This is a genomic window from Planococcus sp. PAMC 21323 (assembly GCF_000785555.1).
Lineage (GTDB): Bacteria > Bacillota > Bacilli > Bacillales_A > Planococcaceae > Planococcus.
In genome coordinates this window covers 2209187-2234311 of record NZ_CP009129.1, presented here as the reverse complement: position 1 = coordinate 2234311, position 25125 = coordinate 2209187, and the positions used below count along the sequence as shown (strand labels likewise).

The window sequence follows — 25125 nt, the reverse complement described above, 5'->3', positions numbered from 1 at the left end:
AAGGAAAGGAAGAAAACGTATGAGGATCGACAAACGATATATACGCAGAGTTTTTCATCGTTCTCAGAAGACTTTTCTTATTTCATTTCGGCAAGTACGTTCTTATGTATTGGAAGGATTTGAAAGTTTCGAAAAAAAACTTGAGCAGAAAAGCTTGTCGAGGATAAAACATCTTACAGGAAAAGTCGTAATGATTACTGGAGCAGGTGGAATAATCGGATCAGAAATTAGTCGTCAATTGCTGAAACTTTCGCCTGAGCGTATCTTGCTAGTTGGGCATGGTCCTCAATCAATTTATACAGTTGAATATGAGCTGAAAAAGCAATTAGGAGATCTAATAGAAATTATCCCTATTATCATTAATATACAAGATAAGAAAAAAGTTTTCGAAGTTGTTGAAAGATATATGCCAGATGTTATCTATCATACAGCGGGCAATCATCAAATTGATTTTACGGAAGAACAATTTGTAGAAGCCGTATATGACCATGCGATAGGTGCAAATAATATAGCAGAAGCGGCGAGTCGATATCATGTAGGTGTATTTATTCTCGTTTCCTCTGAACAGGCAGAACAGCCAATCGATCTGAAAGGAACTGCCAAAAAATTAGTTGAAATTACTGTCGAGAGTATAGCCAAAACTGGTTTGACAAAATACATTATTATCCGACTACCTAAAAATTTTTATACGGACCATTTAGCATCAAAATTTTATACAGTATTTGAGCAGCAAACAGAAGTGATCATCGCAGTTCATAAAATTCTTCAAGTTGGCGGTACTACGATTGCGTTTGATAAAGGAAGCTTAACTAACAACAAAAATAAATTTGTTTACACAGAACTTCCAAAGCAGAAAGAGCTTAGTCAAATAGAAATGGCACGTCTATTAAAACAGCTGAAATCAGCCTCTGAGGATGAAGTACAAGAACTTATGATATCAATCATTAAGCATTAAAACGGAAGGGTGGAAAAAATGGGAGAAGAGAAATATCATAGTGAAAATATTTTCGACGAAGTTTTTGGGGGAAATGTGCCATTCCAAAATGACGATATGATAGAACAACATCCCTATTTAAATAAAATTTACCCATATTCGTTGAATATTATCCATTTGGTCACTTATTGCGAAAATAACACGGTAGCATTATTATCGGGAAGTCTAGAGCTAGGCTTAATAGATAGTACTAATGGATTTGAAGAGCAACTTGGAGAAGTTTCGTGCGGCTTAGATCAAGAGGGGAATTTAAAGCCATATGCGTATAATTTAAAAACTCTTCAAAAAATCGACAAGCATCCTCAAACGCGTTTTGTTTTTGAGGGAAGTCAAATCCCTCATTTTGATAAACTCAAATCTTATGCGATTAACCTGCATATTCAAAATAAAGTAGACGATGTGATTTCATGGAAATTGGCTCTCGATTCAAAAGGCAAGGCTATTTTAATTACTTGGTTAAAGGAGAAAGAAAACTTATTGTAAAGTGGCGAGGCGTAATTTTGCTTGAAATCCATTTGATGTCTACTTTAGTTGCCTAAAGATGTTTAAATAGAAATTTGAATTATTGAATGGGCAATCCGAAAAGGTAAAGAGAGTAGAAGAAGGGGGGAATCTGTCATTATGTTACACAATCTAAAAATAGCAATAGTTGGATTGGGTTATGTCGGATTGCCCGTAGCGGTTGCTTTTAATCAGAAATATCCAGTTACAGGCTATGACATAAGTAAAGCCAGAATACAGGCTCTGTTATTAGGGGTAGATAAAACAAATGAAATAAGTCGTGAAGAATTGGCTAATTCATCAATCAACTTTACAATGGACCCTTTAGATTTGAAAAGAGCAGGTTTTATCATTATAGCTGTGCCATCAGCTATTGATGAAAATCAGATACCGGATATCTCCGCTTTAAAAGAAGCGAGTAAATTCGTAGGAAACCACATGAAAAAAGGAGCGGTAGTGGTTTACGAAACAATTGTGGCACCTGGAATGACAGAAGAAGTCTGTATCCCTTTGTTGGAAAAATATTCGGGGTATGAAAATGGCAAAGAGTTTTTTGTCGGCTATTCTCCGCCAAGAACATTGGCTGGCGACAAAAAGAATAATTTTTACACAGTGAAAAAAGTGATTGCAAGTCAAAGTTCAGAAGTGACAGAGTTCTTATCACATGTATATGGCAGTGTAGTGAATGGTGGAATTTACAAGGCGCCTTCGATTCGTGTCGCTGAAACAGCAAAATTAATAGAAAATATTCAACGAGACGTAAATATAGCTTTGATGAACGAACTGGCATTAATATGTGAGCGTTTAAAAATCGATACCCAGGAAGTACTTGCTACAGCCGGAAGTAAACGCGACTTTGTAAAAGTTGCCCCAAGTCTTGTCGGTGGAAAAGAAATCGAACTTGCTTCATTTTATTTGACAGATCAAGTGAAAGCTTTAGGTCATCAATCTGAAGTGATTTTACAGGGCCGCAAATTAAATGATCGCATGGGTCAATTTGTAGCTAAAGTATTAATTAAGAAAATGATGCAAAAAAATATCGATTTAGCTAAAGGGCTTGTAACAATATTAGGAATTTCTTTTAAAGAAGATGTTCCAGACTTACGGAATTCTAAAGTTGTAGATATTGTTAAAGAGTTGAGACTGCACGGTATCAAAGTTCAAATAGCTGACCCATATGCTTCTACAGAAGATGTTTATAGTTATTATTCTACAGAATTGTCGTCTCATCAAGAGCTGCAACCGGCACATGCAGTTGTTTTAGCTGTTCCGCATAAACCTTACAAAGATACTAGTTGGAAGCTGTTTGAAGGCTTGTTGATCGAACAGCAAGGAATAGTCATTGATATTAAAGGTGTGTTAGAAGTAACTACAAAGCCAGAAAAAATTCAATTATGGCGTTTATAGTTTCAAGTTAAAAACCTTTGCATTAGGAAGGTTTTTTTTTGTGGATTATTGAAACTGTTTTCTAGGAAGAGAGGGCGGGTATGAAAGAGTATTGGACTAAAGGAGGACGAAGTTATGGAAATTATACCGAAGAAAGATTTGTTAAAGGATCGTTACGGTAATTATTACATGATATCTTACGCTTCAAAGAAATCGCTGACAATTGTAAATGCTGCGATGTACCATGCATTCAATCAAACATTAGACGAAGAACTGGTAGAAAAAGTGAAATCTAAATACCCAAATAATATTGCTTGTGGAAAGTATTTTGCCGACTTAGTTCATGAACAAATTGAACAAATGAATAGTTCCGATCAAGGGGGTACCATTTACGATATTGAAGATGTAAAAAAAGAATATGATTTGCACATGAAGCCTTTATATGACGATTCATTCCATCTTTAGACTGTACGAAGATTAAGAAAGGCGAAAATATGAGAGATTACTTCATTCTTTTTTTTGAGGGAGAAGATCCATATGCCTAAAATAACTTTCGTCTGTATATTTTTATTATTGCTAACAGCTTGCGGAACCAATAGTTCATACGAACAAAATCTACCAGAGCTTGATAACCAGGTCACAGAAGAAAACGAGAAAGACCCAGTGGGAGAATCAACTAGTGAAGAAGAATCTGCAACAGAAGACCCGTTTGAGTTTTTTATGCCAGATGCTTCGACAGCTACATTCCTTGGCGAAGGCAATGAATATGCAAGCTTTACACTGCGAACCGTTTATCTGGATGATCAACATATCGCCACCTATGAAGACAACGGTGGAACAGTGACATTGAAAGTCTATCGAATCAGTGACAATGCAGTGGAAATAGTGAAACAGCAAGCCGAGTTTTATGAAGAATTTACTGCGAGTTCAGAAGAATTAAAGGCGTTAGAACCAATTCGAACCTATTTAAGATTTCCATTAGAAGTCGGAATGGTAATAGATGAGTGGACAGTCACTGGAAATAATGCGAATGTTGAAACGCCTTTTGAAAATTTTGAGAATGTGATTGTCCTTGAAAATGAGGAAGCTGAAAATATATTGAACAAAACTTACTTCGTGGAAGGATATGGTGAAGTTAAGCGCGAGTTTCGAATGCAAGAAGAAGGGCAAGATGAATTTGTCGTGACCTCTGTATTAGAAAGTATTGAAATGGAGTAACGAATAGGATTTGAGCCTGCCGAAATGGGTGGGCTTTTTTTGATAGAAAACTACGAGTGCTAGCTTGGTCAATATCATGTAAGCTAGAGTTAAAGAATTGTAGAAAAGGGTTGAATAATATGAAGTCTACTATTAATGCAAAAGATGTCGCAAAGCTCGCAGGTGTTTCACAATCATCTGTATCTAGAGTGTATTTTGAAGGAGCAAAAGTTTCTGAAAAAACACGTCAAAAAGTTTTGGCTGCGGCAAAAGAGTTGGGCTATCGTCCAAATGAATTTGCGAGAAGTCTAATCACAAATCAAACAAAAATTATTGGATTGGTTATGAAAGGTGTTCAAAATCCTTTTTATCCTCAAGTATTAACTCAATTTACAAACTCATTTAAACAGCATGGCTATAGCGTTTTGTTTGTCCATACAAATAGCGATGAAATCCAAACTGAAGATATTGAAACTTTGCTGAATTATAACGTAGCGGGAGTTGTTATTACGGATGCTACTATGTCATTAAATGTGGCAGAAATTTTTAAAGAAACTCAAATTCCACTCGTATTTTTCAACCGCAAACTAAGCCGTTCTAATTTTTATTCGGTCTGTTGCAATAACTTAAATGCTGGACGCGCAATCGCACATTATTTGATTGAGAATGGTATGAAGGATGCGGTGTATATTTCCGGCAATGAAGATACATCTACCAGTATAGAGCGCGAGCAAGGGTTTAGCGAAATACTCGAAGAACATAAAGTCAACTATACAAAATATGCATCAGATTATACATATGAAGGTGGCTACGAAACAGCTCAACTGATTGGTGAGCAAGGAAACTTACCATCAGCTTTTTTTGTGGCGAATGACATTATGGCTTTAGGTGTATTAGATGCATTACGAAAACAAAAAGTTCAAGTACCCGAACAAGTGAAAGTGATAGGTTTCGATAACATCAGTATGTCTTCTTGGCCAGCTTATGAACTGACGACATGGGAACAGCCAATCGAAAAAATGGTAGAAGAAACGGTAAATTATTTATTAGCTGAAATAGGCGAGTATACAGGGTTAGTAGAGTCTGTTGAAATAGATGGGGTGTTGATCGAACGGAAAACAACATAGAAGGTATTGACATTCACTGAAAATTCCCATATTATCTAAATAGATTCATTTTGCATACGTATTCAAATAGGGGGAATTTTATATGGTGAAAATTTTAAAAGCAGGTAAATCACAAGAAGAAGTAAGCGCTAACGACTCACAGGTTTCAAAAATTGTAGCAGAAGCTTTACAGTCTGTTGAAACACGTGGAGACGAGGCTGTCCGTGAGCTATCAGCGAAATTCGACAAATGGGAACCGGCATCATTCCGTTTATCGCAAGAGGAGATTGATGAAATCGTTTCCAAAGTACCAAATGATGTGATTGAAGATATTAAGTTTGCTCAGAAAAATATTCGTGAATTTGCAGAAGCTCAATTAGCCTCTTTAAGTGATGTAGAAGTTGAAAACATTCCTGGGGTTATTCTTGGACATAAAAATATACCAGTTAATAGTGTAGGTTGTTATATCCCAGGTGGACGTTACCCAATGGTTGCCTCGGCTCATATGAGTGTTATGACGGCTAAAGTGGCAGGCGTTAAACGTGTCATCGCATGTACTCCACCGATAAATGGTGAAATTCCAAATGCGACAATTGCAGCAATGTCACTTGCTGGAGCAGATGAAATTTATTTGCTTGGCGGAATTCAGGCGATGGCGGCGATGGCAATTGGAACTGAAACAATCGAATCAGTCGACATGATTGTTGGACCTGGCAACGCATTTGTAGCTGAAGCTAAACGTCAATTGTACGGACGTGTTGGGATCGATTTATTTGCTGGACCAACAGAAACTTTAGTTGTTGCAGATCATACGGCTGATGCTGAAATGGTAGCGACAGATTTACTAGGACAAGGTGAGCATGGACCAACTTCACCAGGCGCATTAATCACGACTTCAGAAGAGTTGGCGAATGAGACTGTTAAAGAAATTGAACGTCAATTAGAAACATTAGTAACGGCAGACGTGGCACGTGTTTCATGGGATGATTATGGACAGATTTTATTGGTCGATTCAATCGAAGAAGCACGTATTGAAGCAGATCGCTTAGCATTTGAACATGTTGAGATCTTAACGGAAAATCCGGATTATTTCCTTGAAAACATGACGAACTATGGTTGCTTATTCCTTGGACCAGAAACGAATGTAGCGTACGGAGATAAAGTAATTGGTACTAACCACACATTACCGACAAAAGGTGCAGCTCGTTATACTGGCGGATTATGGGTTGGGAAGTTTATTAAAACCGTTACTTATCAAAAAGTGACACCAGAAGCGAGTGCTTATATTGGTGAGTATGCAGCACGATTATGCCAACTTGAAAACTTCGCAGGGCACGCTGAACAAGCGCTTCTCAGAGTAAGAAGATACGGTAAAAAATAAGTTAATCTGAGGGGTATGGGAGGTTGTTTATATGCTTGGCATGATTGGAATGTTTGGCGGTTTAATTTTATTAATCATTTTAACAATGCGTGGTATGAACTTACTGATTGCAGCACCATTAACAGCATTATTTGTCGCACTATTGAATGGACTGCCGTTGTTTCCTCAGCTCGCTGAGGAGGGTGCAGCTAACTTTTTAACAAATTATATGACTGGCTTTACAGGGTTTATCGCATCTTGGTATTTGATGTTTTTAACGGGAGCGATATTCGGTAAAGTAATGGAAGACAGTGGTGCAGCTGATAGTGTTTCTAAATGGATTGTTGGAAAAATTGGGATGAAACGAGCTGCGTTAGCTGTTGTTCTAGCGTGTGCGGTCTTGACTTATGGTGGCGTTAGTTTGTTCGTCGTAGCTTTTTCCGTATATCCGATGGCACTCAGCTTGTTTAGACAAGCAGATTTGCCGCGCCGTTTTATACCAGCAGCACTTGCATTTGGTTCTACTACATTTACGATGACTTCAGCTGGTTCGCCAGAAATTCAAAACTGGATTCCAATTGAATTTTTAGGAACTTCTCCATATGCAGGTTGGGAAGTTAGTATTCTAGTTGCACTGTTCATGATGATTTTTGGTTATTGGTGGTTAAAGAAAATGATTTCCAAAGCCATGGCAAAAGGAGAACGTTTTGTTTCCCGTAAAACTGATCCATCTGCAGAAGCACGTACAGAGTTGCCAGATCCACTACTTAGTATGGTTCCATTGCTTGTAGTATTAGGAATTTCGTTTCTTTTCCACAACTCACTTGGAACTTCAGCATTAATCATTGCATTAACCGGAGGAATTGCAACTACTTACTTTATTAATAGAAAATATTTCCGAGATATTGGTCATGCTTTTAGTGAAGGTGCATTAGGTGCTGTTATTGCCATTGCCAACACGGCAGCAGTAGTTGGATTTGGTGGCGTTGTCAAAGCAACTCCTTCTTTTGAAGTAGCGGTAGATGTTATGACGGGCATTCCAGGTAGTCCATTAATTGGCGGTGCCTTAGCAGTAGCTATTATTGCAGGCTTGACTGGCTCTTCTTCTGGAGGACAAGCAATTGCATTGCCACTTCTGGCGCCTCATTATTTAGACATGGGCGTCGATCCCGAAGCATTACACAGAACAGTTTCTATTTCTTCAGGGTCATTAGATTCAATGCCTCAAGGCGGTTATGTCGTAACAACAATCCGCTCAATTGCTGGTGAAACGCATAAAGATGCATACCCAGCGTTTGGTGCTTTGACTGTAGTGGTTCCTTTAATAGGAGCAGTTCTTGCAGTTGTATTATTCTCACTAGGACTATAAGATATAATTGCCCAGCAAACATTGTTATAAAAGTTTGTTGGGCAATTTTTGTTATCTAGATAAAACTAAAGGAGTGTATACGATGGAGAAAATTTCAATTCTTGGAGCAGGAACGATGGGACATTCGATTGCCTTATCAGCAGCATGGGCGAATCAAACTGTAAATGTTTATGGCATTAATGAGCAAGACTTAGAAAATGCGGATAAAGGTTTGAATAATAAACTTAATGTCATGGCGAAAAATGAATTGTTTACGAATGAACAAGCTAAAGAAATTAGAGATCGCATTAAATTCACTACTTCTTTAGAAGAGGCCATTTTAGAGGCTACTTTTATCATTGAAGTAGTGCCTGAGGTATTAGAATTAAAGCAAGAATTATACGCTAAATTAGAAAGTTTAGTAGATGACCAGGTTGTCATTGCTAGTAACACTTCAGGGTTTAAACCTAGTTTGTTAGCAGAGGATATGAACCATCCTGAGCGGTTCGTTATCACGCATTTTTGGAATCCCGCGCATCTTATTCCATTAGTGGAGGTAGTTAAAGGTCAGCACACAGATGAAGAGACGGTCGAACGAGCAATGGCAGTATTACAAAAAATGAATAAGAAGGCAATAATACTACATAAAGAAATTCCCGGATTTATTGGTAACCGTCTGCAATATGCATTATTCCGTGAAGCACAGGCGTTATTAGATGCTGGAGCAGCTTCGAAAGAAGATATTGATGCGGCAGTGACATATAGTATAGGTCGCCGGTTACCTGTGACAGGGCCATTAATGTCGGCTGATATGGGTGGACTGGATGTCTTCTCTGCAATCTCCAATTATTTATTTGAAGATTTAGCAACAGATCAACGCTCAGGTAAAATCTTGACTCAACTTGCAGATGAAAACAAACTTGGCGATAAAGCTGGTGAAGGCTATTATTCGTGGGATGCTAAAGTTTCATCGGAGATAAACGAAGAACGAGAGCAAACCTTAATTTATTTCTTGAAAAAAGATTTGAAATAGGAGGGACAAGATGAGCGCATATTTTTCAGAACTAGCAAACAAAACTGTAGTCGTTACGGGAGGTAGCAAAGGCATTGGTAAAGACATCGCTTTAACGTTTGCCAAATTAAAAGCCAATGTAGTGATATCCGGTAGGAATAAAACGGTGCTCGAATCCGTTCTAACTGAACTCAAAGTGCATAATCCTAACTGCATTGCGGTTGCAGGTGACTTAAGCAATATCGCAGAAGTCCGCAACTTGATCGACAAAGCGGCTTCAGAGTTTGGCACGATAGACGTATTGATCAACAATGCTGGTGTCAATATCGCTAAACCCGCTATAGAAGTAACAGAAGAAGACTGGGACGCTGTACTCGATTTAAATTTGAAATCCGCATTTTTTGCCAGTCAAGCTGCGGCCAAATATATGCTGCAACAAAAAAGTGGGCGTATCATTAACATAGCTTCTCAAATGGCTTTTGTTGGCTATGTTAAGCGTGCAGCCTATTGTTCAAGTAAGGGCGGTTTAGTGCAGCTAACAAAAGCACTAGCAGTTGAATGGGCAAAGCAAGGCATTCGCGTGAATGCAGTGGCACCGACTTTCATCGAAACAGAACTGACGGCTAGGATGTTCGAGGATGAGGAATTTAAAAACGATATCAACAATAGAATTTTGCTTGATGGCTTGTCACAGCCCGAAGATATTTCAGGAGCTGTCTTATATTTAGCGTCGAACTTAGCTAATTTTGTCACAGGCGAAACGATTAAAGTTGATGGGGGTTGGACGGCTATTTAACATGTATATAAGACTTTAATGCTCCATCCGCCTAAAGTCTGAATATTACTTAAATTGATTGAAAACTCTTTCTATTATCTGAATACTCTTTATAATGAACTATTATAAACAAAAGGGAGATGAGGCAAATGTCCAATCTAAAAAATGATTCGCTACAATTGCATAGAGCGCATCAAGGGAAATTAGAAATCCGTTCAAAAGTAGCGGTAGAAAATGAAAAGGACTTGAGTCTTGCTTATTCTCCAGGAGTAGCAGAACCGTGCAGAGAAATTGCAGCTGATCCATCGAAAGTTCATGAATACACGATGAAAAGCAATATGGTTGCTGTTGTAACAGATGGCACTGCAGTTCTAGGTCTTGGTAATATAGGTCCTCTAGCATCTTTACCCGTCATGGAAGGAAAAGCAATTTTGTTTAAAGAGTTTGCAGGAGTAGATGCTTTCCCGATTTGTTTAGACACAACAGACGCTGAAACCATCATTCAAACTGTGAAATTACTTGAACCAGGATTTGGCGGAGTCAACCTTGAGGATATCTCAGCTCCGACTTGTTTTATCGTAGAAGAACGGTTAAAGAAAGAAATGGGTATTCCAGTATTTCATGACGATCAACATGGCACGGCTATTGTGACACTTGCAGGCTTGATTAATGCATTGAAATTGGTTGGAAAAGACGTGCAGGAAACAAAAATTGTCGTAAACGGAGCAGGGGCTGCAGGAATTGCAATCGTCAAACTACTAAGTAAGTTTGGCTTTGCTCATCTCATTATGTGTGATACAAAAGGAGCCATCTATAAAGGTCGTAAGAATGGCATGAATCCATTTAAAGCAGAAGTGGCTGAAATGAGTAATTACGAACGGAAAGAAGGCTTACTCGCGGACGTGATACAAGGTGCGGATGTTTTTATCGGCGTATCAGCAGAAGGGGCATTAACTGAAGATATGGTGCGAACGATGAATAGCGATGCGATCATCTTTGCTATGGCGAATCCGAACCCTGAAATTCTACCGCACCTGGCAAAACAAGCTGGAGCACGAGTTGTTGGGACAGGACGTTCTGACTTTCCAAATCAAGTTAACAATGTTTTAGCATTTCCTGGGCTCTTTAGAGGGGCGTTAGATGTACTAGCTACCGATATTAACGATGCAATGAAAATTGCTGCTGTTGAAGCAATTGCAGGCTTATTAGAAACAGATGAGCTGCATGAAGATTATGTGATTCCAAAACCATTTGATTTACGTGTAGCTTCAGCAGTTGCTGCGGCAGTTGCTAAAGCAGCTATTGAAACAGGAGTAGCTCGGAAAACCATTGCAATCGATGACTTAAAGCAAAAAACAGCTAGTTTATCGGCAGTTGGAGAAAATCAAAATTAAGAGAAAAACCATCCGCTTTCTCGGATGGTTTTTGTGTGGAGTTTATTACGAAAAAAATAGCCAACAGACCATTCTATTAAGAAGGTGTGTTGGCTATTTTTAGCTATGAACTAATTCTTTTTCTTCTACAGCGGGAAAGGGTTCACTGTGACCTTCTTGACGGTATACATCGAGTAAATCACATGGACGACCAATAAAGTCAGTTTGCCCATTTTTAATTTTTACGATACGGTCAGCCAAAATATGTGCATCTTTTTCATCGTGTGTAACAAAGATGGAAGTGATATTGGCTTTTTTAAGAATATCACGCAATTCTTTGCGTATCTTTTCCTGTAGTTCTGCATCCAAATTACTGAATGGTTCATCAAGCAGGAGAAGATGAGGGTTTGGAGCAAGCGCTCTAGCAATCGCTACACGCTGTTGCTGTCCACCACTCAATTGGTGAGGATAACGATTTTCATATCCTTGCAATTCCACAAGCTCCAAAACTTCATGGAGACGTTTCTGTTTGGCAGACTTTTTCATACGAAACAATCCGAATAAGATGTTATCAGCAACCGTCATATGAGGGAAAAGTGCATAATCTTGAAACACCATACCGATGCCACGCTTTTCGGGCTGTATAAATGTATTATCATCACAGAGAACTTGATCTTGAATCGTTACTTTACCAACTGAAGGATTTTCAAGTCCGGCAAGAAGACGAAGGACCGTGCTTTTTCCACTTCCGCTTCGGCCAAGAATAGAGATAACTTCACCCTTTTCAATTTGCAAGGAGAAATTATCGAGTGCAACAGCTTTTGTATTTGGATAAGAAAAACAAAGATTTTCAATGGTTACGAACATATTAATCCAACTCCTTTTCCAAAAACTTGTAGAAGACCACAATTGCCAGAGCACTAATACCAACGATCAACAAGGAAGCTTGCGAAGCCTCCATGATTTTTTCGTCGCTGGCATATTGGAAAGCTTTCGTAGAAAGTGTATCAAAATTAAATGGTCTTAAAATTAAAGTTAATGGAATTTCTTTTAATACATCGATAAAGACTAGAATAAATCCGCTAATGATGGCGCCTTTCATCATCGGCATATCTACTTTAAAGAATGTTCTTGTAAGTCCCGCTCCTAATAGGCGAGAAGCATCTTGGAAATCAGTTCCGATTTTATCGTAACCGGTCTCGATCGAGCTATAGCCAATGGCAAAAAATCGAATGATATAAGCAGTTACAAGCAATACAAGACTAACACTAAGTACAAGCGTCGATTTGGTGCCCACTAATTGATAAAGCGGTGCTAAAAAATTATCTAATGCCACAAAAGCAGTTACAACGGCAACTGCAATAACAGCTCCAGGAATAGAGTAACCGAGAACAGTCAATTTTGGCAACAATTTAGCAAGCCTGCCATGCACAAGTCGTGCAAAGTTACCGACAATCAGTGAAAAGACGATTATGGTAGCGGCGCTAATTCCTGCCACAAACACTGAATTTTTTATATAAGACATAAATTCATCTAAAGGAATGGTTCCGAAAGTTAAAATTGTCCAGTCGATTAACTGAATGATTGGGATGAAAAAACCTAATGCTAATATTGTAAATCCATAACCGGCCGCTGCAAATGCTTTCCATCCAGTTAAACGAATGAGCGGCAACGGACGTACTTTGGTGGAAGAATAGCTATATTGGCGTTTTCCACGAAGAATTTTTTCTATTAGCAAAATGATAATTACAAATCCCATTAAAGAGGCTGCGAGTTTAATCGATGTTTCAATATCTCCTAAACCAAACCAGCTTTGAAAGATCGCAGTAGTAAATGTTTGAATGCCGTAATATTTTACGACGCCATAATCGTTTAATACTTCTAGTATGACTAAGCTGGCGCCTGCAATAATCGAAATGCGTGATATCGGAACAACTACTTGGAAGAATGTTCGCCAAGGACCTTTTCCGAGAAGACGCGTACTTTCGATTAAGGAAGCAGATTGTTGAGAAAGGAAAACTTGCGTAATGGTGTAAACGTATGGATACAAGAAAACTGTGTAGATAAAAATGGCACCCGGTAAATTCATGATGTCAAAGTATGCCGGATTGAGTTCCATGTTAAAATTTTCGCGAAGTGTTGACTGGATCACCCCGGTATAATTGAAGATTCCATGATAAGTGTACGCTCCAATGAAAGGAGGGATAGAAAGAGGCAAAATCAGAGCCCATTTCAAAAACTTTCGGAAAGGAAACTGATACTGGGCAATTAGCCAAGCTAAACTCAGACCGATGAAAATCGTTGAACCTGCTGTAGCCACAACGAGGATCATAGAGTTTTTAACAAACGACCAAAGGACGAATTCTTTCATATGCTCCCAATTTTCGTTAGAAGGGGTGAATAAACCTGTCACAATGGTCATGTTTGGCAAAAACAGTGCAGCAATAATAATAATGGCTGCCACTGTCCAAATATTTATGTTAGCGAGTCTCCGTTGCATAGCATTAATCACCTTTCCAATCGTCAGAAATCCCTTGCCGTTATAGGATACGGCAAGGGAATAGCTTTTAGATTATTTCCAGCCTACTTCGTTAAAGATTAAAATCGACTTGGCATTATTATCTCCTAGTGAAGAAAGAGGGATATCTTGTTCTTTGAATTCACCCCATGATGTTAGTAGCTCAGAAGGTTCTACGCTTGAGTTTACTGGGTATTCATAGTTAGCTTCTGCAAAAGTCCCTTGAGCTTCAGGTGCAGAAAGGAATTCAAGTAATTTTATTGCATTTTCTTTGTTTTTAGCAGTTTTAATGACACCTGCCCCACTAATGTTAACGTGAGTTCCAGTAGTTTCTTGGTTCGGGAAGTAAATTCCAAGACCTTCTGCAACTTCAACTTCAGCAGCGTCTTCAGAGTTTAACATTTGACCGAAATAGTAGCTGTTCATGATTGCAACATCACCGATGCCAGCAGCAATCGCTTTTGCTTGGTCACGATCTCCACCTTCAGGATCACGTGCGAAGTTGTTAACTAATCCTGCAGCCCATTTTTTTGCTTTTTCTTCACCATCAATTTCGATAAATGAAGCAAGTAAAGATTGGTTGTAGATGTTTTCAGAGCTACGGATTAATACACGACCATTCCACTCGTCTTCAGTTAATGCTTCGTAAGTTGATAACTCTTCAGGTGTTACTGTGTCTTGGTTATAAACAAGCACCCGAGCACGTTTAGTTAAACCGTACCACATTTGGTCTGTATCACGATAGTTTTCAGGAATTTGCTCTTCTAGTAAGTCACTTGTTACAGCTTGCAATAAGTCATCTTCTTTAGCACGGTATAAACGACCAGCATCAGCAGTTAAGAATAAATCTGCTTCAGTAGCGTCGCCTTCACGCTTGATGCGTTCAAGTAATTCGTCTGCATCGCCTTTGATCAAGTTAACTTTAATACCTGTTTCTTCTTCGAATTTTTTATATAGTTCGTCGTCTACGTCATAATGTCTTGCTGTATATAGGTTAACTTCATTGCTATCTGTTTCTTCTTTTTGTTCAGCTGCATCGTCGGTTCCGCATGCAGTTAAAACAAGAAGCAATAACGCTATGATAAGGTATAAAGATTTCTTCATGGATGTCTCTCCCTTTAATATGTAGTTGAGAAGGTAAATGAAAATCATTCTCAACCTCAATTATAAAGAGCTAATTGAGAATGTCAATCATTATCAGCTAAGGATGTGATTTTTTTTAGAGTTGTGTCTAAAAAAGTAAAATATGAAATTTGAATGATTCAAAAACAAAAAACATCTTTTACCGAGTTGGTAGAAGATGTCTTCAATTTAGTAAGGGAGTTATTTAATTAGCGATACTTAAACCTTTACGGCGTGCGACTTGCACAAGCGCTTGAGTTAAATCTTGTATCAAGTCGTCGGAATGTTCAAGGCCGACTGAATAGCGTAATAAGCCGTCAGTGATTCCGCGTTTTTCACGTTCTTCTCGAGGCATAGAACCGTGGGACATGGTTGACGGGTACGATAATATTGATTCAACTGCACCTAAACTGACCGCAAATATTGGGATTCTTAAGTGTTCAACAAAAATACGAGCCGATTTTTTATCAGCTAAGCGGAAGGAGAAGACGGCTCCTGCGCTTTTCGCCTGACGTTCGTGAATCGGATTACCCGGATGGAATGAAAATCCAGGATAATAAACTTCTTCGATTAATGGATGGCTGTGTAAAAATTCAGCAATTAGTCGAGCTGATTCGGTCGATTGAGTTAAGCGCGCCCCTAAAGTTTTAATGCCTTGAATTAGCAAATAAGAATCTTGAACACCTAAAACAGAACCAAAGGTGTTTTGGATAAAACCTAACCGATTGCCGAGATCTTCGTCATTTGTAACGGCCAGTCCGGCAATAATGTCACTATGACCAGATAAAAATTTAGTTGCGCTATGCAAAACAATATCGGCACCGAGTTCTAAAGGGTTTTGATAAAGGGGTGTCATAAATGTATTGTCGACAAATGTTAAGCAACCATTGGCTTTTGCTAATTTTGCAGCAATTTCGATATCTGTAATGTTCATTACAGGGTTTGAAGGTGTTTCTAAATAAATAACTTTTGTATTAGGTTTTATAGCATTGGCCATAGCATTTAAATCGGTCATATTAACAAATGTATACTCAATCTTGAATTTATCTAAAACTTCAGTGATAAAACGATAAGTTCCACCATATACGTCTTCGGAAACTAGGACATGATCACCGGAAGATAGGAGCATAAACGCAGAAGAGATAGCAGCCATCCCTGAGGAAAAGGCAAAACCACGCGTGCCGCCTTCGAGTTCTGCGATCGTTTCTTCAAGTGCGAGACGTGTAGGGTTACCTGAGCGGCTATAATCAAAAGGTCCAAATGAGTCTAAGCTTTTCTGATGAAATGTAGAAGACAAATAGATCGGTACGTTAACGGCCCCAGTGATTGGATCAACTCCGGTAGAGTGAATAAACTTGGTTTCAATACGATCGGTCATATTCAACAACCTCCTCTTTCAATTTTGAAAATGCTTGTGTTAGGTCAGCGATTAAATCATCTACTAGTTCAACGCCAACAGAGAAGCGCAATAAACGATTGCATACGCCACGTTTTGTACGTTCTTCAAAAGGAATATCTGCATGAGTTTGAGTGGCAGGGTAAGTGATAAAGCTTTCGACGCCGCCAAGACTTTCAGCAAACGTGATGAGCTTGATCCTTTCTAAGAATGGTCCAATCCAAAATTCTTCCTGCAACCGGAAAGATAGCATACCGCCCTTACCTGGATATAATACGTCTGAAACTTGCGGCTGACGAGATAAGAATTCTGCAATTGCTTTGGCATTCGCTTCGTGCTGTCTCATGCGTAAGGGTAATGTCTTTAATCCTCGAACCAATAGCCAAGAGTCGAAAGGGGAGAGAACAGCACCAACAGAGTTATGAAATGTAGCGAGTTTGTCGCAAATTTTGTCTCCTTTAGCGACAACAAGTCCAGCCAATACGTCATTATGACCCCCGATATATTTTGTAGCGCTGTGAATTACAATGTCTGCTCCAAGTTGAATTGGTTGTTGGAAAAAAGGGGTTAAAAACGTATTATCTACTATTAATAGAAGTTTATGCTTTTTAGCTAACGCAGCAAAAGCGATAAGGTCGATTTCCTGCATAAGCGGATTTGTAGGCGTTTCGATAAAAAGAGCTCGTGTATTTGCCGTTATTTTATTCTCTGTATCTTGTACGTTTTTAAATTCAGCGTAGATTGGATGGATATTATAAGTCGCTGAAAAATGATCCAATAAACGATATGTACCACCGTAAATATCTTCCGGTACTAATAATTCATCACCTGGACGGAACAAAGATAAAACCAATTGAATAGCCGCCATTCCAGAACTACAAGCATAGGCAGCATCAGCCCCTTCAAGTTTAGCAAACCCTTCTTCTAAAACAGAACGTGTCGGATTTTTAGTCCGAGTGTAATCAAAACCAGTTGATTGACCCAGTCCTTGATGCGCATAAGCGGTGGATAAGTATATAGGTGGGTTTACTGCTCCAGTTGTGTCATCACTGCGATTACCCAATTGAACCAATAAAGTTTCTAAACTCTGCTTTGTCATTTTGCTCATCCTCTCCGCAATAAAATAGGGGCTTTCTTCATAAAAGAAGAAAGCCCCTATCAGGAAACACATTCTTCTCATCTGCTAGGCAAAGCCTATTGGATTTAGCACCGTAGTCTTCGTCAGACTGGTTGCTGAGACTTCATAGGGCCAAATCCCTCCGTCTCTCTAGATAAGAAATATCTTATTAAATTGGTGGTGTTACTGTTTCGATGTTCCTTATCATAAATCATTTGATAGAGGAAAGCAAGAAAGAATTTTAATTAGTTTGAATAAAAAGAAAAAAGAGGCAAGCAGATTAGAAGCGATAATGCAGCTACCATTTTTCAAAGTCTGAGCAAAAAAAAGGATGTATTCATTAAACATCGCTACAATGGAGAGGAATAGGAGTGAAGGTTATTATGCAAATTAAGAAATTCGAAAATATTCCATTGTCTGTCCTCGATTTAGCACCAATCAATGAAGGTGCTGAAACGGCACAAGCATTCAAAAATAGTGTGGATTTGGCTCAACACGTGGAGTCACTAGGTTTTAATCGTTTTTGGTTAGCTGAACATCACAACATGCCGGGAATTGGTAGTTCGGCTACTTCTGTACTGATCGGTCACATTGCAGGAGCAACCAACTCGATTCGTGTAGGTTCAGGTGGCGTTATGCTTCCAAATCACGCACCATTGGTGATTGCTGAACAGTTTGGTACGCTGGAAACCATTTATCCAGGACGCATCGACTTAGGCTTAGGGCGTGCGCCAGGAAGTGACCAAGCGACCGCTCATGCATTGCGCCGTAGTTTGCAAAGCAATGGCGAAGATTTTCCGCAACAAGTAGCAGAATTAGAAAATTACTTTTCAGAAAATCCAGTGGGCCGCGTGCGCGCTTTCCCGGGAACAAATATGAACGTGCCACTGTGGCTTCTTGGATCGAGCGGGTTTAGTGCACAGCTTGCTGCATTAAAAGGGTTGCCGTTTTCATTTGCAAGTCATTTTGCACCAGATTATATGATGCAAGCCTTACAGCTTTATCATCAAAACTTTAAACCGTCAAAAGCGTTGGCCGAACCATATGCAATGCTAGGTGTGAATGTAATTGTTGCCGAAACACAAGAACGCGCGGAATGGTTAGCGACTTCTTCGCAACAACAAATGTTCTCATTAATGAGAGGGGAACCAACAACATTCCAACCACCAATTGATAAATTAGAAGATGTTTGGTCAGACCGTGAAATTGCCATTTTCCGAGATAAATTAAATTCTGAATCGATGATTGTCGGAACACCTGACCTTGTTAAGCAAAAGTTGAAAAACTTTATCTTAAAAACACGTGCCCATGAAGTGATTGTCCATTCACCGATCTTCTATCATGAAGAGCGGCTCCAATCATACAATTATTTGGCGGAAATGATGAAATAAATGAAACTCCTGTTCTCAGAGCAGGAGTTTTTTTTGCATAAAAAATCGCTTTTCCCTATTTTGGAAAAGCGACTTAGCTTTATTAGTGAAGTTCTTTAGCTATCTTTTCATCACGTTGTTGTGCTCTAAATATTTTTTCTTTTTCATCAAATGAAAATACAGGTGCTCCTTCGCCAATCATATTCAGAATCGCATTAAAATCTTCATCTAGACGAAGTTCAACTTCACGTGGATCAAGTACTTTGTGTTCCATTATGACCAACCTCCTCATTTAATAATCACCAATCATGGGACAACTAAAACAAGAATTACCCTTCATCTCTATTATACAGAATATTTTGTTTAATAGCGAAGGAATGGCTTTACTAACGTTGATTAATATCAATAAAAGAGATGCTTTAAAAGTCATTGTTCATAGACTTTTAAAGCATCGGTTTTATTGTTGGTTTGTTTCTGCATTTAACACCATGGATTCAAAAAATAAGCTAGGTGATGTTTCATACCATTCTAAAGAAGTTAAGTCAGCTGTTCGCTTATCAATGTATGAGTAAGCGAGCTGAGTGCGAGGATCATCAGTCAATTCGAGTTTAACTAAAGGACCTTCAGGTGTAAGCCAGTTGGACTGAGATAGACGATTTTTTAGTGAAAAGTCAATCCAATCATCTTCTATTTCTTCATTATCAAATAAAGGCGCTGATGAAGCCATTAACCAAGTTTGGCTTATGTGTTTAGGAGGGAGCCAAAGGTTTTTCGATAAGACACCTTCTTCAAGCGTAAGATCGGTAATTTCATGACGCAATTCCTGAACCCAATTGCCATTACCAAGTTGAAGATTTCGTGATACATACACATTCCCAATGAGCATTTCGCCGTTTGGAGTGGTGAAGGTGCCATAAGGATTAGTAGTCGGGTCAGAACCATAAACTGCTTCATCGAGTCGGACTATTGGTTCGGGGTTCCACGATTTAAAATCTGAATCTGCAAGACCGTTAATATTCATTGAAAATGTGTAAGGAATCCAACTAGTATTATCGATTTCTTCAAAAATAATCGAAGTCCCGTTAGAAAGTGAACGGTCAACAAGTGTATAAGTTCCAACATTCAAGCCGAGAAATGTCATTTCATAAAGTTGTCTAGTGTCGGACCCGTTCTTACTTACATCAGGTTCATTTAGCGTAATGAACGTTGGTTTATCAAGTGTTAAAATTACATTGTCTTTTGAGTAAAGTTCCACTTCGTTTTTTAAAAACATGACGGCTGTAAAAATGAACAGCGACATGAAAAATACTACTCCTATTAAAATCACTATTTTTCTAAACACGTTTTCCACCTCTGTTTTCTGCAAGATTACCAGAACTGATTATAACATGTGTAAGGTAGAAGATTCGTTCAACATTTGAGCATCGAATGAACAAAAAAAGCAGGTGCCCCAGAGGACACCTGTTACAGCACTTTATCCAGAAAATCTTTTGCACGTGTGGTTTTGGGGTTACTGAAAAATTCAATCGGTTGCCCTTCTTCGACTAGTACACCGTGATCTAAAAATAAAACGCGGTCCGCAACTTCACGAGCAAAGCCCATCTCATGTGTTACTACAACCATTGTCATACCCGATTGCGCTAAATCTTTCATTACGTCGAGCACTTCTTTCACCATTTCAGGATCAAGAGCGGATGTCGGTTCATCAAACAGCATGAGTTCCGGTTCCATTGCCAACGCACGAGCAATTGCTACACGCTGTTTCTGACCACCAGACAAGCTATTTGGATATGCTTTTTCTTTTTCCGATAAGCCGACGCGTTCAAGTAAAAGTCGAGCTTTCATTTCTGCTTCTGCTTTTTTCATCCCTTTTGCTTTAATCGGGGCGTATGTTAGATTCTCCAGCACCGTTAAATGAGGGAATAAATGAAAGTGCTGAAACACCATCCCAATTTCTTGACGGATTTTGTGAATTGTTTTTTTAGAAGCAGTTAAGCTTTTGCCGTTAATTTCAATAGAACCAGAAGTCGGAACTTCCAACAAATTTAAGCAACGCAAGAAAGTAGATTTACCGGAACCAGAGGGACCGATAATCGAAACGACTTCACCTTTTTTAACAGTAGCTGAAATATCACTAAGTACTTCGTTCGTGCCAAACTTTTTGTATAAATTTTGTACATCAATCACTTTGTTTCAACCTCCGTTCAAACACTCGTCCAATCATCGTTAAGCCCATTACAAGACACCAATATATGACACCGACAAATAATAAAGGCTCAAAGTTTCGGAACAAATCAGCACCGACTACTTGTGCACGTCTCATCAGATCAAGATAGCCAATGGTTGAAACAATCGCAGATTCTTTCGTCAAAGTGATAAATTCATTCATAAGTGCAGGGAGAATGTTTTTCAAAGCCTGAGGCAAAATGATGTCTTTCATCATAGCGCTATAAGGAACACCTAGAGCTTGTGCTGCTTCTACTTGCCCTTTATCAACTGCTTGAATTCCGGCCCGGATAATTTCCGAGATATAAGCAGACGAATTAAGACCAAATGCCAATATTGCTGACAAGAATGGTGAAATATCAAACCCTGTCAACTGAGGGATCGAGTAGTAAATAATCATTAATTGTAAAATCAACGGCGTTCCACGAAATATAGATGTATAAGCATCAGCAAACCACCGTAACGGTTTGATGCTACCAATTTTAAATAACGCCAATAAAGTTCCGAGAATCGATCCAAGTATAATCGCGAAAAACACGAATTTTAACGTAACCCATATCCCTTCCAACATGAAAGGGATATAAGGAACTATTTGTGAAAAATCAAGATTCATAGATTACATCTCTTTTCTGCTAGTAAATTTACTCTTCTTCAGACAACCATTTTTCTTTTAATTCATCCAATGCGCCGCTTTCTTCCATTTCAGCGAGAATAGCATTGACATCTTCTACAAGCTCGCTGCCTTTAGGAAATGCCACAGCCATACCAGGTGAAGCGGTTGTCGGGTCATCAAATGCACCAAGGTCTTGCGCTTCGATATAACCAAGTGCAACTTGCTTGTCCATATAGGCAGCATCGATACGGCCTGACAAAATTTCTTGGATTAATGCGCCTGAATCGTCTAAAGCTTTTAATTCAAAATTGATGCCCTCATCAGCGATGATGCTCTTCGCACCTTCTTCTTGTATTGTTCCAAGCTGAACACCAACTGTTTTGCCTTCTAATGATTCAAGACTTGATAGCTCAGATCCATTAGCTGTCACAAACATTTCGCCCGAATGATTATATTCTGTAGAGAAATCAACGTTTTCTTTACGGGAATCAGTTGCAGACATACCGGCAATAACCATATCGACACGATCATTTTGCAAAGCACCGATCAAGCCATCGAATTTCATATCTGTAATTTCTAATTCGTATCCTAGTTCGTCTGCAATGTGGTTGGCAAGGTCAATATCGAAGCCTACAATATCGCCTTCAGGGTTACGTGATTCGAATGGAGCAAATTCTGCAGATGTTCCCATTTCTAATGTTTCTTTTTTCTCTGAAGAGCCTGATTCTTTTTCGCTAGAACTTCCGCAAGCTCCCAGTACTAACGCAGATGATGCAAATAACGTGATAAATGATAATTTCTTAATCATGTATATTCCCCCTGATTTTTGTATGTTTATTCATTTTAATGAATTTTAACACATAGAAATGAGTTTGGGAAGTTTTTTTCCGATAAACTAAAAGTTTATATTTTCTGATATTTACATGAATACACAATAGAGTGTTAGGAAAGGAAAGAGGGATTGCGTATAATAGTGAGTAGGAGGCGATACTAGTGAAAAAATTACTGTTAACGGGCTTTGAACCATTTTTAGATTATACAGTGAATCCAACGATGAAAATAGTTGAAGCATTAGATGGAAAAACAATCGGTAATTACCAAGTGGTCGGCAAAATTATGCCTGTAGACTTTAATGTGTCTGGAGAGTTTTTACTCCAATTTATCGAAGAAGAAAATCCAGATGCTGTTATTTCACTTGGACTCGCAGCGGGACGATATAAAATTACTCCAGAACGAATCGCCTTAAATGTCAAAGATGGAGATGTTGATAACGAAGGCAATAAACCTGTTGATGAGCCAATCCGCAAAGAAGGAGAAGCAGCTTATATGTCGACCTTGCCGGTACGTAAAATGGTGGATCATCTACTAGCTAATGGCTTGCCAGCAGAAATATCAAATACAGCGGGTGCCTATTTATGTAATAACGTTATGTATGAAGGATTGCATTATGCCAAGCATAAAAAACCCACTTTGAAGACGGGCTTTATCCATATTCCGGCGTCACATGAATTAGCGATCCAGCACGGCCGGATTCCAAGCTGGTCATATGAGGATCTTGTTAAAGGTATTCAACTATGTATTGAAGTGTTAGAAGAAGCATAAAAAAACGGATCGCAATTTGCGATCCGTTTTTTTGATGGTTAAATAATTTCCCAATTGCGCCGCTCGGCAACTGTTCGTAGTTTTGGCTTTGGTTGTACAGCTACAGGGTGGCCAACAAGTTCAAGAACAGGTAAGTCTGAAGGGCTGTCTCCGTATGCATAACTGTTAGCCCAGTCAATATCCCAGCCTTGTAATGCTTCTTTGATTTTTTTTGTTTTCAGCTGACCTTGAACATGTGACAAAGGAGTTTTATGATCTAAAATATTATTAATGTAGAGTACTTCTGTCCCGATAATGGTCTTAATTGGTAATTGCTTTGTAACGGCATGAAGCAGTGGCGTAAAGGCACCGGAGACGAGCATAACGTAATCGTTATTAGCTACGTGTTCTTTTAATCGCTCTACGACCGTTGGATTCATATCCCCGTGCATTTGATCTGCAATTTCACTGAAAAATTGTTCGAGTTCAGTCTTTGTAAAAGTTTCTAATGAAGACAAGTAAGCTTGGACGGAACGTTCACGCATTTTCCATTCAGGATAAATTTTGAGCCGATGCCCGATATAAGGCGGCATAATAGCCCGGTAAAATTGCCGGTAGCGTGAGCTGTGTTCAGGATGGTTTTTTAAATGGTTCATCATTAACTGGAAAGTTTCTTTTGAATACAATGTTCCGTCAAAATCGAATATCGCTACGCGCAAAAAAATCAACTCCAGTTCTTTTTTCTATAGCTTTTATCATAGCGGAAACTAGAGCTATCTTCCAGTAAGCGACAGTTGTAGGTTTATGTATTTTGATTTTCAGGGTATGGAATAAGAAATAACGGCTAAGTTACAGGAGGTTACAAAATGGAGAAAAAGCAGATCACAGTCGGATACGTAGAACTAACACAAGACGAATCAGATCGACTATTTGAAGAAGTGAGAAAAGACAAAGACATCGAAAACTATAATGAACTTCAAGGGTTAATGGACGACTATGATTCAGTAATCATTGAACCCGAAGCACGACCGCTAGAAGAAATTCTTGAAGGCGAGGATACGCCAAACGCGCGCGAGCAAGGTGGTACTCGTTACATTGAAGTTTTCAATAAACTTGAAGAGGATACAAGGTACCGGTTTAAATCATCCAATCAAGAGTAAAGATAAAGCTTTCCCTTAACGTCATGACTGTGATGTTAAGGGATATTTTTGTTTTTAAAGGAATATCTTTCATTCTACAAAGCAAAAGTAATTTTTATGGAATAATTGGAACTTTTTGAGATTTGATTCGTATAATTGTTAATTACTTTCTACAGACTAAAGGGGGAATATGTATGGGGAAGTTCATAAGGAGTAAAAAACTTATGGGGATTGTGCTAATGCTCATTTCTTTTTTACTAATTGCGGGTTGTTCAGAAAATGGTGAAGCCAAAGAAGTAGAAACTGAAAAAATTACAGATTCTGTTGAAAAAGACAAATCAGCGATTCAAGCTGTGATTGAAAAACAATTTAACGGTCCAGATGAAGAGTACCGCGAATTATGGAATACCGCAATGGACAGTCAAACGGGTGATATGGATGAGGAACAATATAATGCTTGGTTGAATTCACCAGAATATAAAGCATTAATGGATTATATGAGTGATACTTACGCTCCTTATTTTACTGACAACGCGTATGAAACTTTTAGCAAGACAGATGCATTTTTGTATAGTTTTTCAGATCAAGAATACAAACTAAAAACAGCCAATATTGAAATCAACCAAAATGAAGTAGAGAAAACCTTGTATACATTCACTTTCCAAGTTATGTATGAAAACGACATAGACGAAACCGAAACCTTTGATTTTAAAGGCGAGGCCATCGTTCCGACAGCAGGGGAAATTGGCAAATATCAAGTTGATGACCAAGAAAGACTATTAGAGAAAATAAGATAGTAACGAAGAAGAGGAAAACCATATTTATTGGTTTTCCTCTTTTTTCATTATTCTTCTACATTGGCAATGCAACGTTCGCATTCGTAAATAATGGATTCACGGCGTTCTTTGATTTCGCAGCCACATTCCCGGCATTCTTTTTTCGTCCGTTTTTTGAAAGTTTGAGTGTTTTTCATTTTGATCTCCTCCAATAG

The 25125-nt window shown here is 38.7% G+C and carries 27 protein-coding genes and 1 riboswitch; of the genes, 15 read left to right on the top strand and 12 right to left on the bottom strand.

Annotated elements, in window-relative coordinates:
* Positions 1–19 precede the first annotated feature (19 nt).
* The 11 genes from PLANO_RS11250 (at position 20) to PLANO_RS11200 (ending at position 11073) form a co-directional block, all read left to right on the top strand.
* Positions 20–955, top strand: a complete 936-nt coding sequence (locus tag PLANO_RS11250) for a polysaccharide biosynthesis protein (protein ID WP_038704542.1) — start codon at positions 20–22, stop codon at positions 953–955.
* A gap of 18 nt (positions 956–973) precedes the next feature.
* Positions 974–1477, top strand: a complete 504-nt coding sequence (locus PLANO_RS11245) for a sugar-transfer associated ATP-grasp domain-containing protein (protein ID WP_038704541.1) — start codon at positions 974–976, stop codon at positions 1475–1477.
* A 138-nt stretch (positions 1478–1615) separates the two neighbouring features.
* Positions 1616–2902 (top strand): nucleotide sugar dehydrogenase, encoded by a 1287-nt coding sequence (locus PLANO_RS11240; protein WP_038704540.1) that lies wholly within the window; start codon positions 1616–1618, stop codon positions 2900–2902.
* A 114-nt stretch (positions 2903–3016) separates the two neighbouring features.
* Entirely contained in the window at positions 3017–3346 is a 330-nt protein-coding gene (locus PLANO_RS11235) for a hypothetical protein (protein ID WP_038704539.1), read from the top strand.
* Positions 3347–3418: 72 nt separating this feature from the next.
* Positions 3419–4099, top strand: coding sequence for a hypothetical protein (locus PLANO_RS11230; protein ID WP_038704538.1), 681 nt, complete (start codon positions 3419–3421; stop codon positions 4097–4099).
* Between the two features lie 119 nt (positions 4100–4218).
* Complete coding sequence (locus PLANO_RS11225) at positions 4219–5205, top strand: LacI family DNA-binding transcriptional regulator (RefSeq protein WP_052124313.1); 987 nt, start codon at positions 4219–4221, stop codon at positions 5203–5205.
* A gap of 82 nt (positions 5206–5287) precedes the next feature.
* A complete protein-coding gene (gene hisD / locus PLANO_RS11220; protein WP_038704536.1) occupies positions 5288–6565 on the top strand; it encodes a histidinol dehydrogenase in 1278 nt (425 codons plus the stop codon).
* 31 nt (positions 6566–6596) lie between these two features.
* Positions 6597–7913: a GntP family permease gene (locus PLANO_RS11215; protein WP_038704535.1), complete on the top strand. Its 1317-nt coding sequence runs from the start codon at positions 6597–6599 to the stop codon at positions 7911–7913.
* Positions 7914–7995: 82 nt separating this feature from the next.
* Positions 7996–8925 carry a 3-hydroxyacyl-CoA dehydrogenase family protein gene (locus PLANO_RS11210; RefSeq protein ID WP_038704534.1) on the top strand — a complete coding sequence of 310 codons (930 nt, stop codon included), beginning with the start codon at positions 7996–7998 and terminating at the stop codon, positions 8923–8925.
* Positions 8926–8935: 10 nt separating this feature from the next.
* Entirely contained in the window at positions 8936–9700 is a 765-nt protein-coding gene (locus PLANO_RS11205) for an SDR family NAD(P)-dependent oxidoreductase (RefSeq protein WP_038704533.1), read from the top strand.
* 128 nt (positions 9701–9828) lie between these two features.
* A complete protein-coding gene (locus PLANO_RS11200; protein WP_038704532.1) occupies positions 9829–11073 on the top strand; it encodes an NADP-dependent malic enzyme in 1245 nt (414 codons plus the stop codon).
* Between the two features lie 99 nt (positions 11074–11172).
* Here PLANO_RS11200 and PLANO_RS11195 read toward each other — a convergent pair whose 3' ends face one another.
* The 5 genes from PLANO_RS11195 to PLANO_RS11175 all read right to left on the bottom strand — a co-directional run bounded on the left by PLANO_RS11195 (position 11173) and on the right by PLANO_RS11175 (position 17187).
* Positions 11173–11919: an ABC transporter ATP-binding protein gene (locus tag PLANO_RS11195; protein ID WP_038704531.1), complete on the bottom strand. Its 747-nt coding sequence runs from the start codon at positions 11917–11919 to the stop codon at positions 11173–11175.
* Between the two features lies 1 nt (position 11920).
* Positions 11921–13552 (bottom strand): ABC transporter permease, encoded by a 1632-nt coding sequence (locus PLANO_RS11190; protein ID WP_038704530.1) that lies wholly within the window; start codon positions 13550–13552, stop codon positions 11921–11923.
* 72 nt (positions 13553–13624) lie between these two features.
* Positions 13625–14674, bottom strand: coding sequence for a Fe(3+) ABC transporter substrate-binding protein (locus PLANO_RS11185; protein ID WP_038704529.1), 1050 nt, complete (start codon positions 14672–14674; stop codon positions 13625–13627).
* A 223-nt stretch (positions 14675–14897) separates the two neighbouring features.
* The gene (metC, locus tag PLANO_RS11180) at positions 14898–16070 is read right to left on the bottom strand and encodes a cystathionine beta-lyase (RefSeq protein ID WP_038704528.1); all 1173 of its coding nucleotides are present in this window, start codon (positions 16068–16070) and stop codon (positions 14898–14900) included.
* The gene (locus tag PLANO_RS11175; protein WP_038704527.1) at positions 16054–17187 is read right to left on the bottom strand and encodes a methionine biosynthesis PLP-dependent protein; all 1134 of its coding nucleotides are present in this window, start codon (positions 17185–17187) and stop codon (positions 16054–16056) included. The genes metC and PLANO_RS11175 overlap by 17 nt, the downstream gene beginning before the upstream one ends.
* A gap of 74 nt (positions 17188–17261) precedes the next feature.
* A riboswitch (SAM riboswitch) is annotated at positions 17262–17366 on the bottom strand.
* A gap of 222 nt (positions 17367–17588) precedes the next feature.
* Here PLANO_RS11175 and PLANO_RS11170 point away from each other — a divergent pair.
* A complete protein-coding gene (locus tag PLANO_RS11170; RefSeq protein WP_038704526.1) occupies positions 17589–18596 on the top strand; it encodes an LLM class flavin-dependent oxidoreductase in 1008 nt (335 codons plus the stop codon).
* Between the two features lie 82 nt (positions 18597–18678).
* Here PLANO_RS11170 and PLANO_RS16110 read toward each other — a convergent pair whose 3' ends face one another.
* The 5 genes from PLANO_RS16110 to PLANO_RS11150 form a co-directional block, all read right to left on the bottom strand.
* Complete coding sequence (locus PLANO_RS16110; RefSeq protein ID WP_197053088.1) at positions 18679–18849, bottom strand: hypothetical protein; 171 nt, start codon at positions 18847–18849, stop codon at positions 18679–18681.
* Positions 18850–19032: 183 nt separating this feature from the next.
* On the bottom strand, positions 19033–19875 hold the full coding sequence (locus tag PLANO_RS11165) for a hypothetical protein (protein WP_231554717.1): 843 nt from the start codon (positions 19873–19875) through the stop codon (positions 19033–19035).
* A 164-nt stretch (positions 19876–20039) separates the two neighbouring features.
* Positions 20040–20762 carry an amino acid ABC transporter ATP-binding protein gene (locus PLANO_RS11160; RefSeq protein WP_038704524.1) on the bottom strand — a complete coding sequence of 241 codons (723 nt, stop codon included), beginning with the start codon at positions 20760–20762 and terminating at the stop codon, positions 20040–20042.
* Positions 20755–21414, bottom strand: a complete 660-nt coding sequence (locus PLANO_RS11155) for an amino acid ABC transporter permease (protein WP_038704523.1) — start codon at positions 21412–21414, stop codon at positions 20755–20757. Before PLANO_RS11155 ends, PLANO_RS11160 begins: the two co-directional genes overlap by 8 nt.
* Positions 21415–21442: 28 nt before the next feature.
* The gene (locus PLANO_RS11150) at positions 21443–22222 is read right to left on the bottom strand and encodes an ABC transporter substrate-binding protein (protein WP_038704522.1); all 780 of its coding nucleotides are present in this window, start codon (positions 22220–22222) and stop codon (positions 21443–21445) included.
* 185 nt (positions 22223–22407) lie between these two features.
* On the opposite strand from PLANO_RS11150, the gene pcp reads away from it, so the two are divergent.
* A complete protein-coding gene (gene pcp / locus PLANO_RS11145) occupies positions 22408–23016 on the top strand; it encodes a pyroglutamyl-peptidase I (protein ID WP_038704521.1) in 609 nt (202 codons plus the stop codon).
* A gap of 38 nt (positions 23017–23054) precedes the next feature.
* Here pcp and PLANO_RS11140 read toward each other — a convergent pair whose 3' ends face one another.
* Complete coding sequence (locus PLANO_RS11140; RefSeq protein ID WP_038704520.1) at positions 23055–23714, bottom strand: HAD-IB family hydrolase; 660 nt, start codon at positions 23712–23714, stop codon at positions 23055–23057.
* Between the two features lie 147 nt (positions 23715–23861).
* Between PLANO_RS11140 and PLANO_RS11135 the strand changes: the two genes are divergently transcribed.
* Positions 23862–24155: a hypothetical protein gene (locus PLANO_RS11135; protein WP_038704519.1), complete on the top strand. Its 294-nt coding sequence runs from the start codon at positions 23862–23864 to the stop codon at positions 24153–24155.
* 173 nt (positions 24156–24328) lie between these two features.
* Positions 24329–24931, top strand: a complete 603-nt coding sequence (locus tag PLANO_RS11130; protein ID WP_038704518.1) for a hypothetical protein — start codon at positions 24329–24331, stop codon at positions 24929–24931.
* Positions 24932–24978: 47 nt separating this feature from the next.
* Here PLANO_RS11130 and PLANO_RS16105 read toward each other — a convergent pair whose 3' ends face one another.
* Complete coding sequence (locus PLANO_RS16105; RefSeq protein ID WP_197053087.1) at positions 24979–25107, bottom strand: YhfH family protein; 129 nt, start codon at positions 25105–25107, stop codon at positions 24979–24981.
* Positions 25108–25125 lie beyond the last annotated feature (18 nt).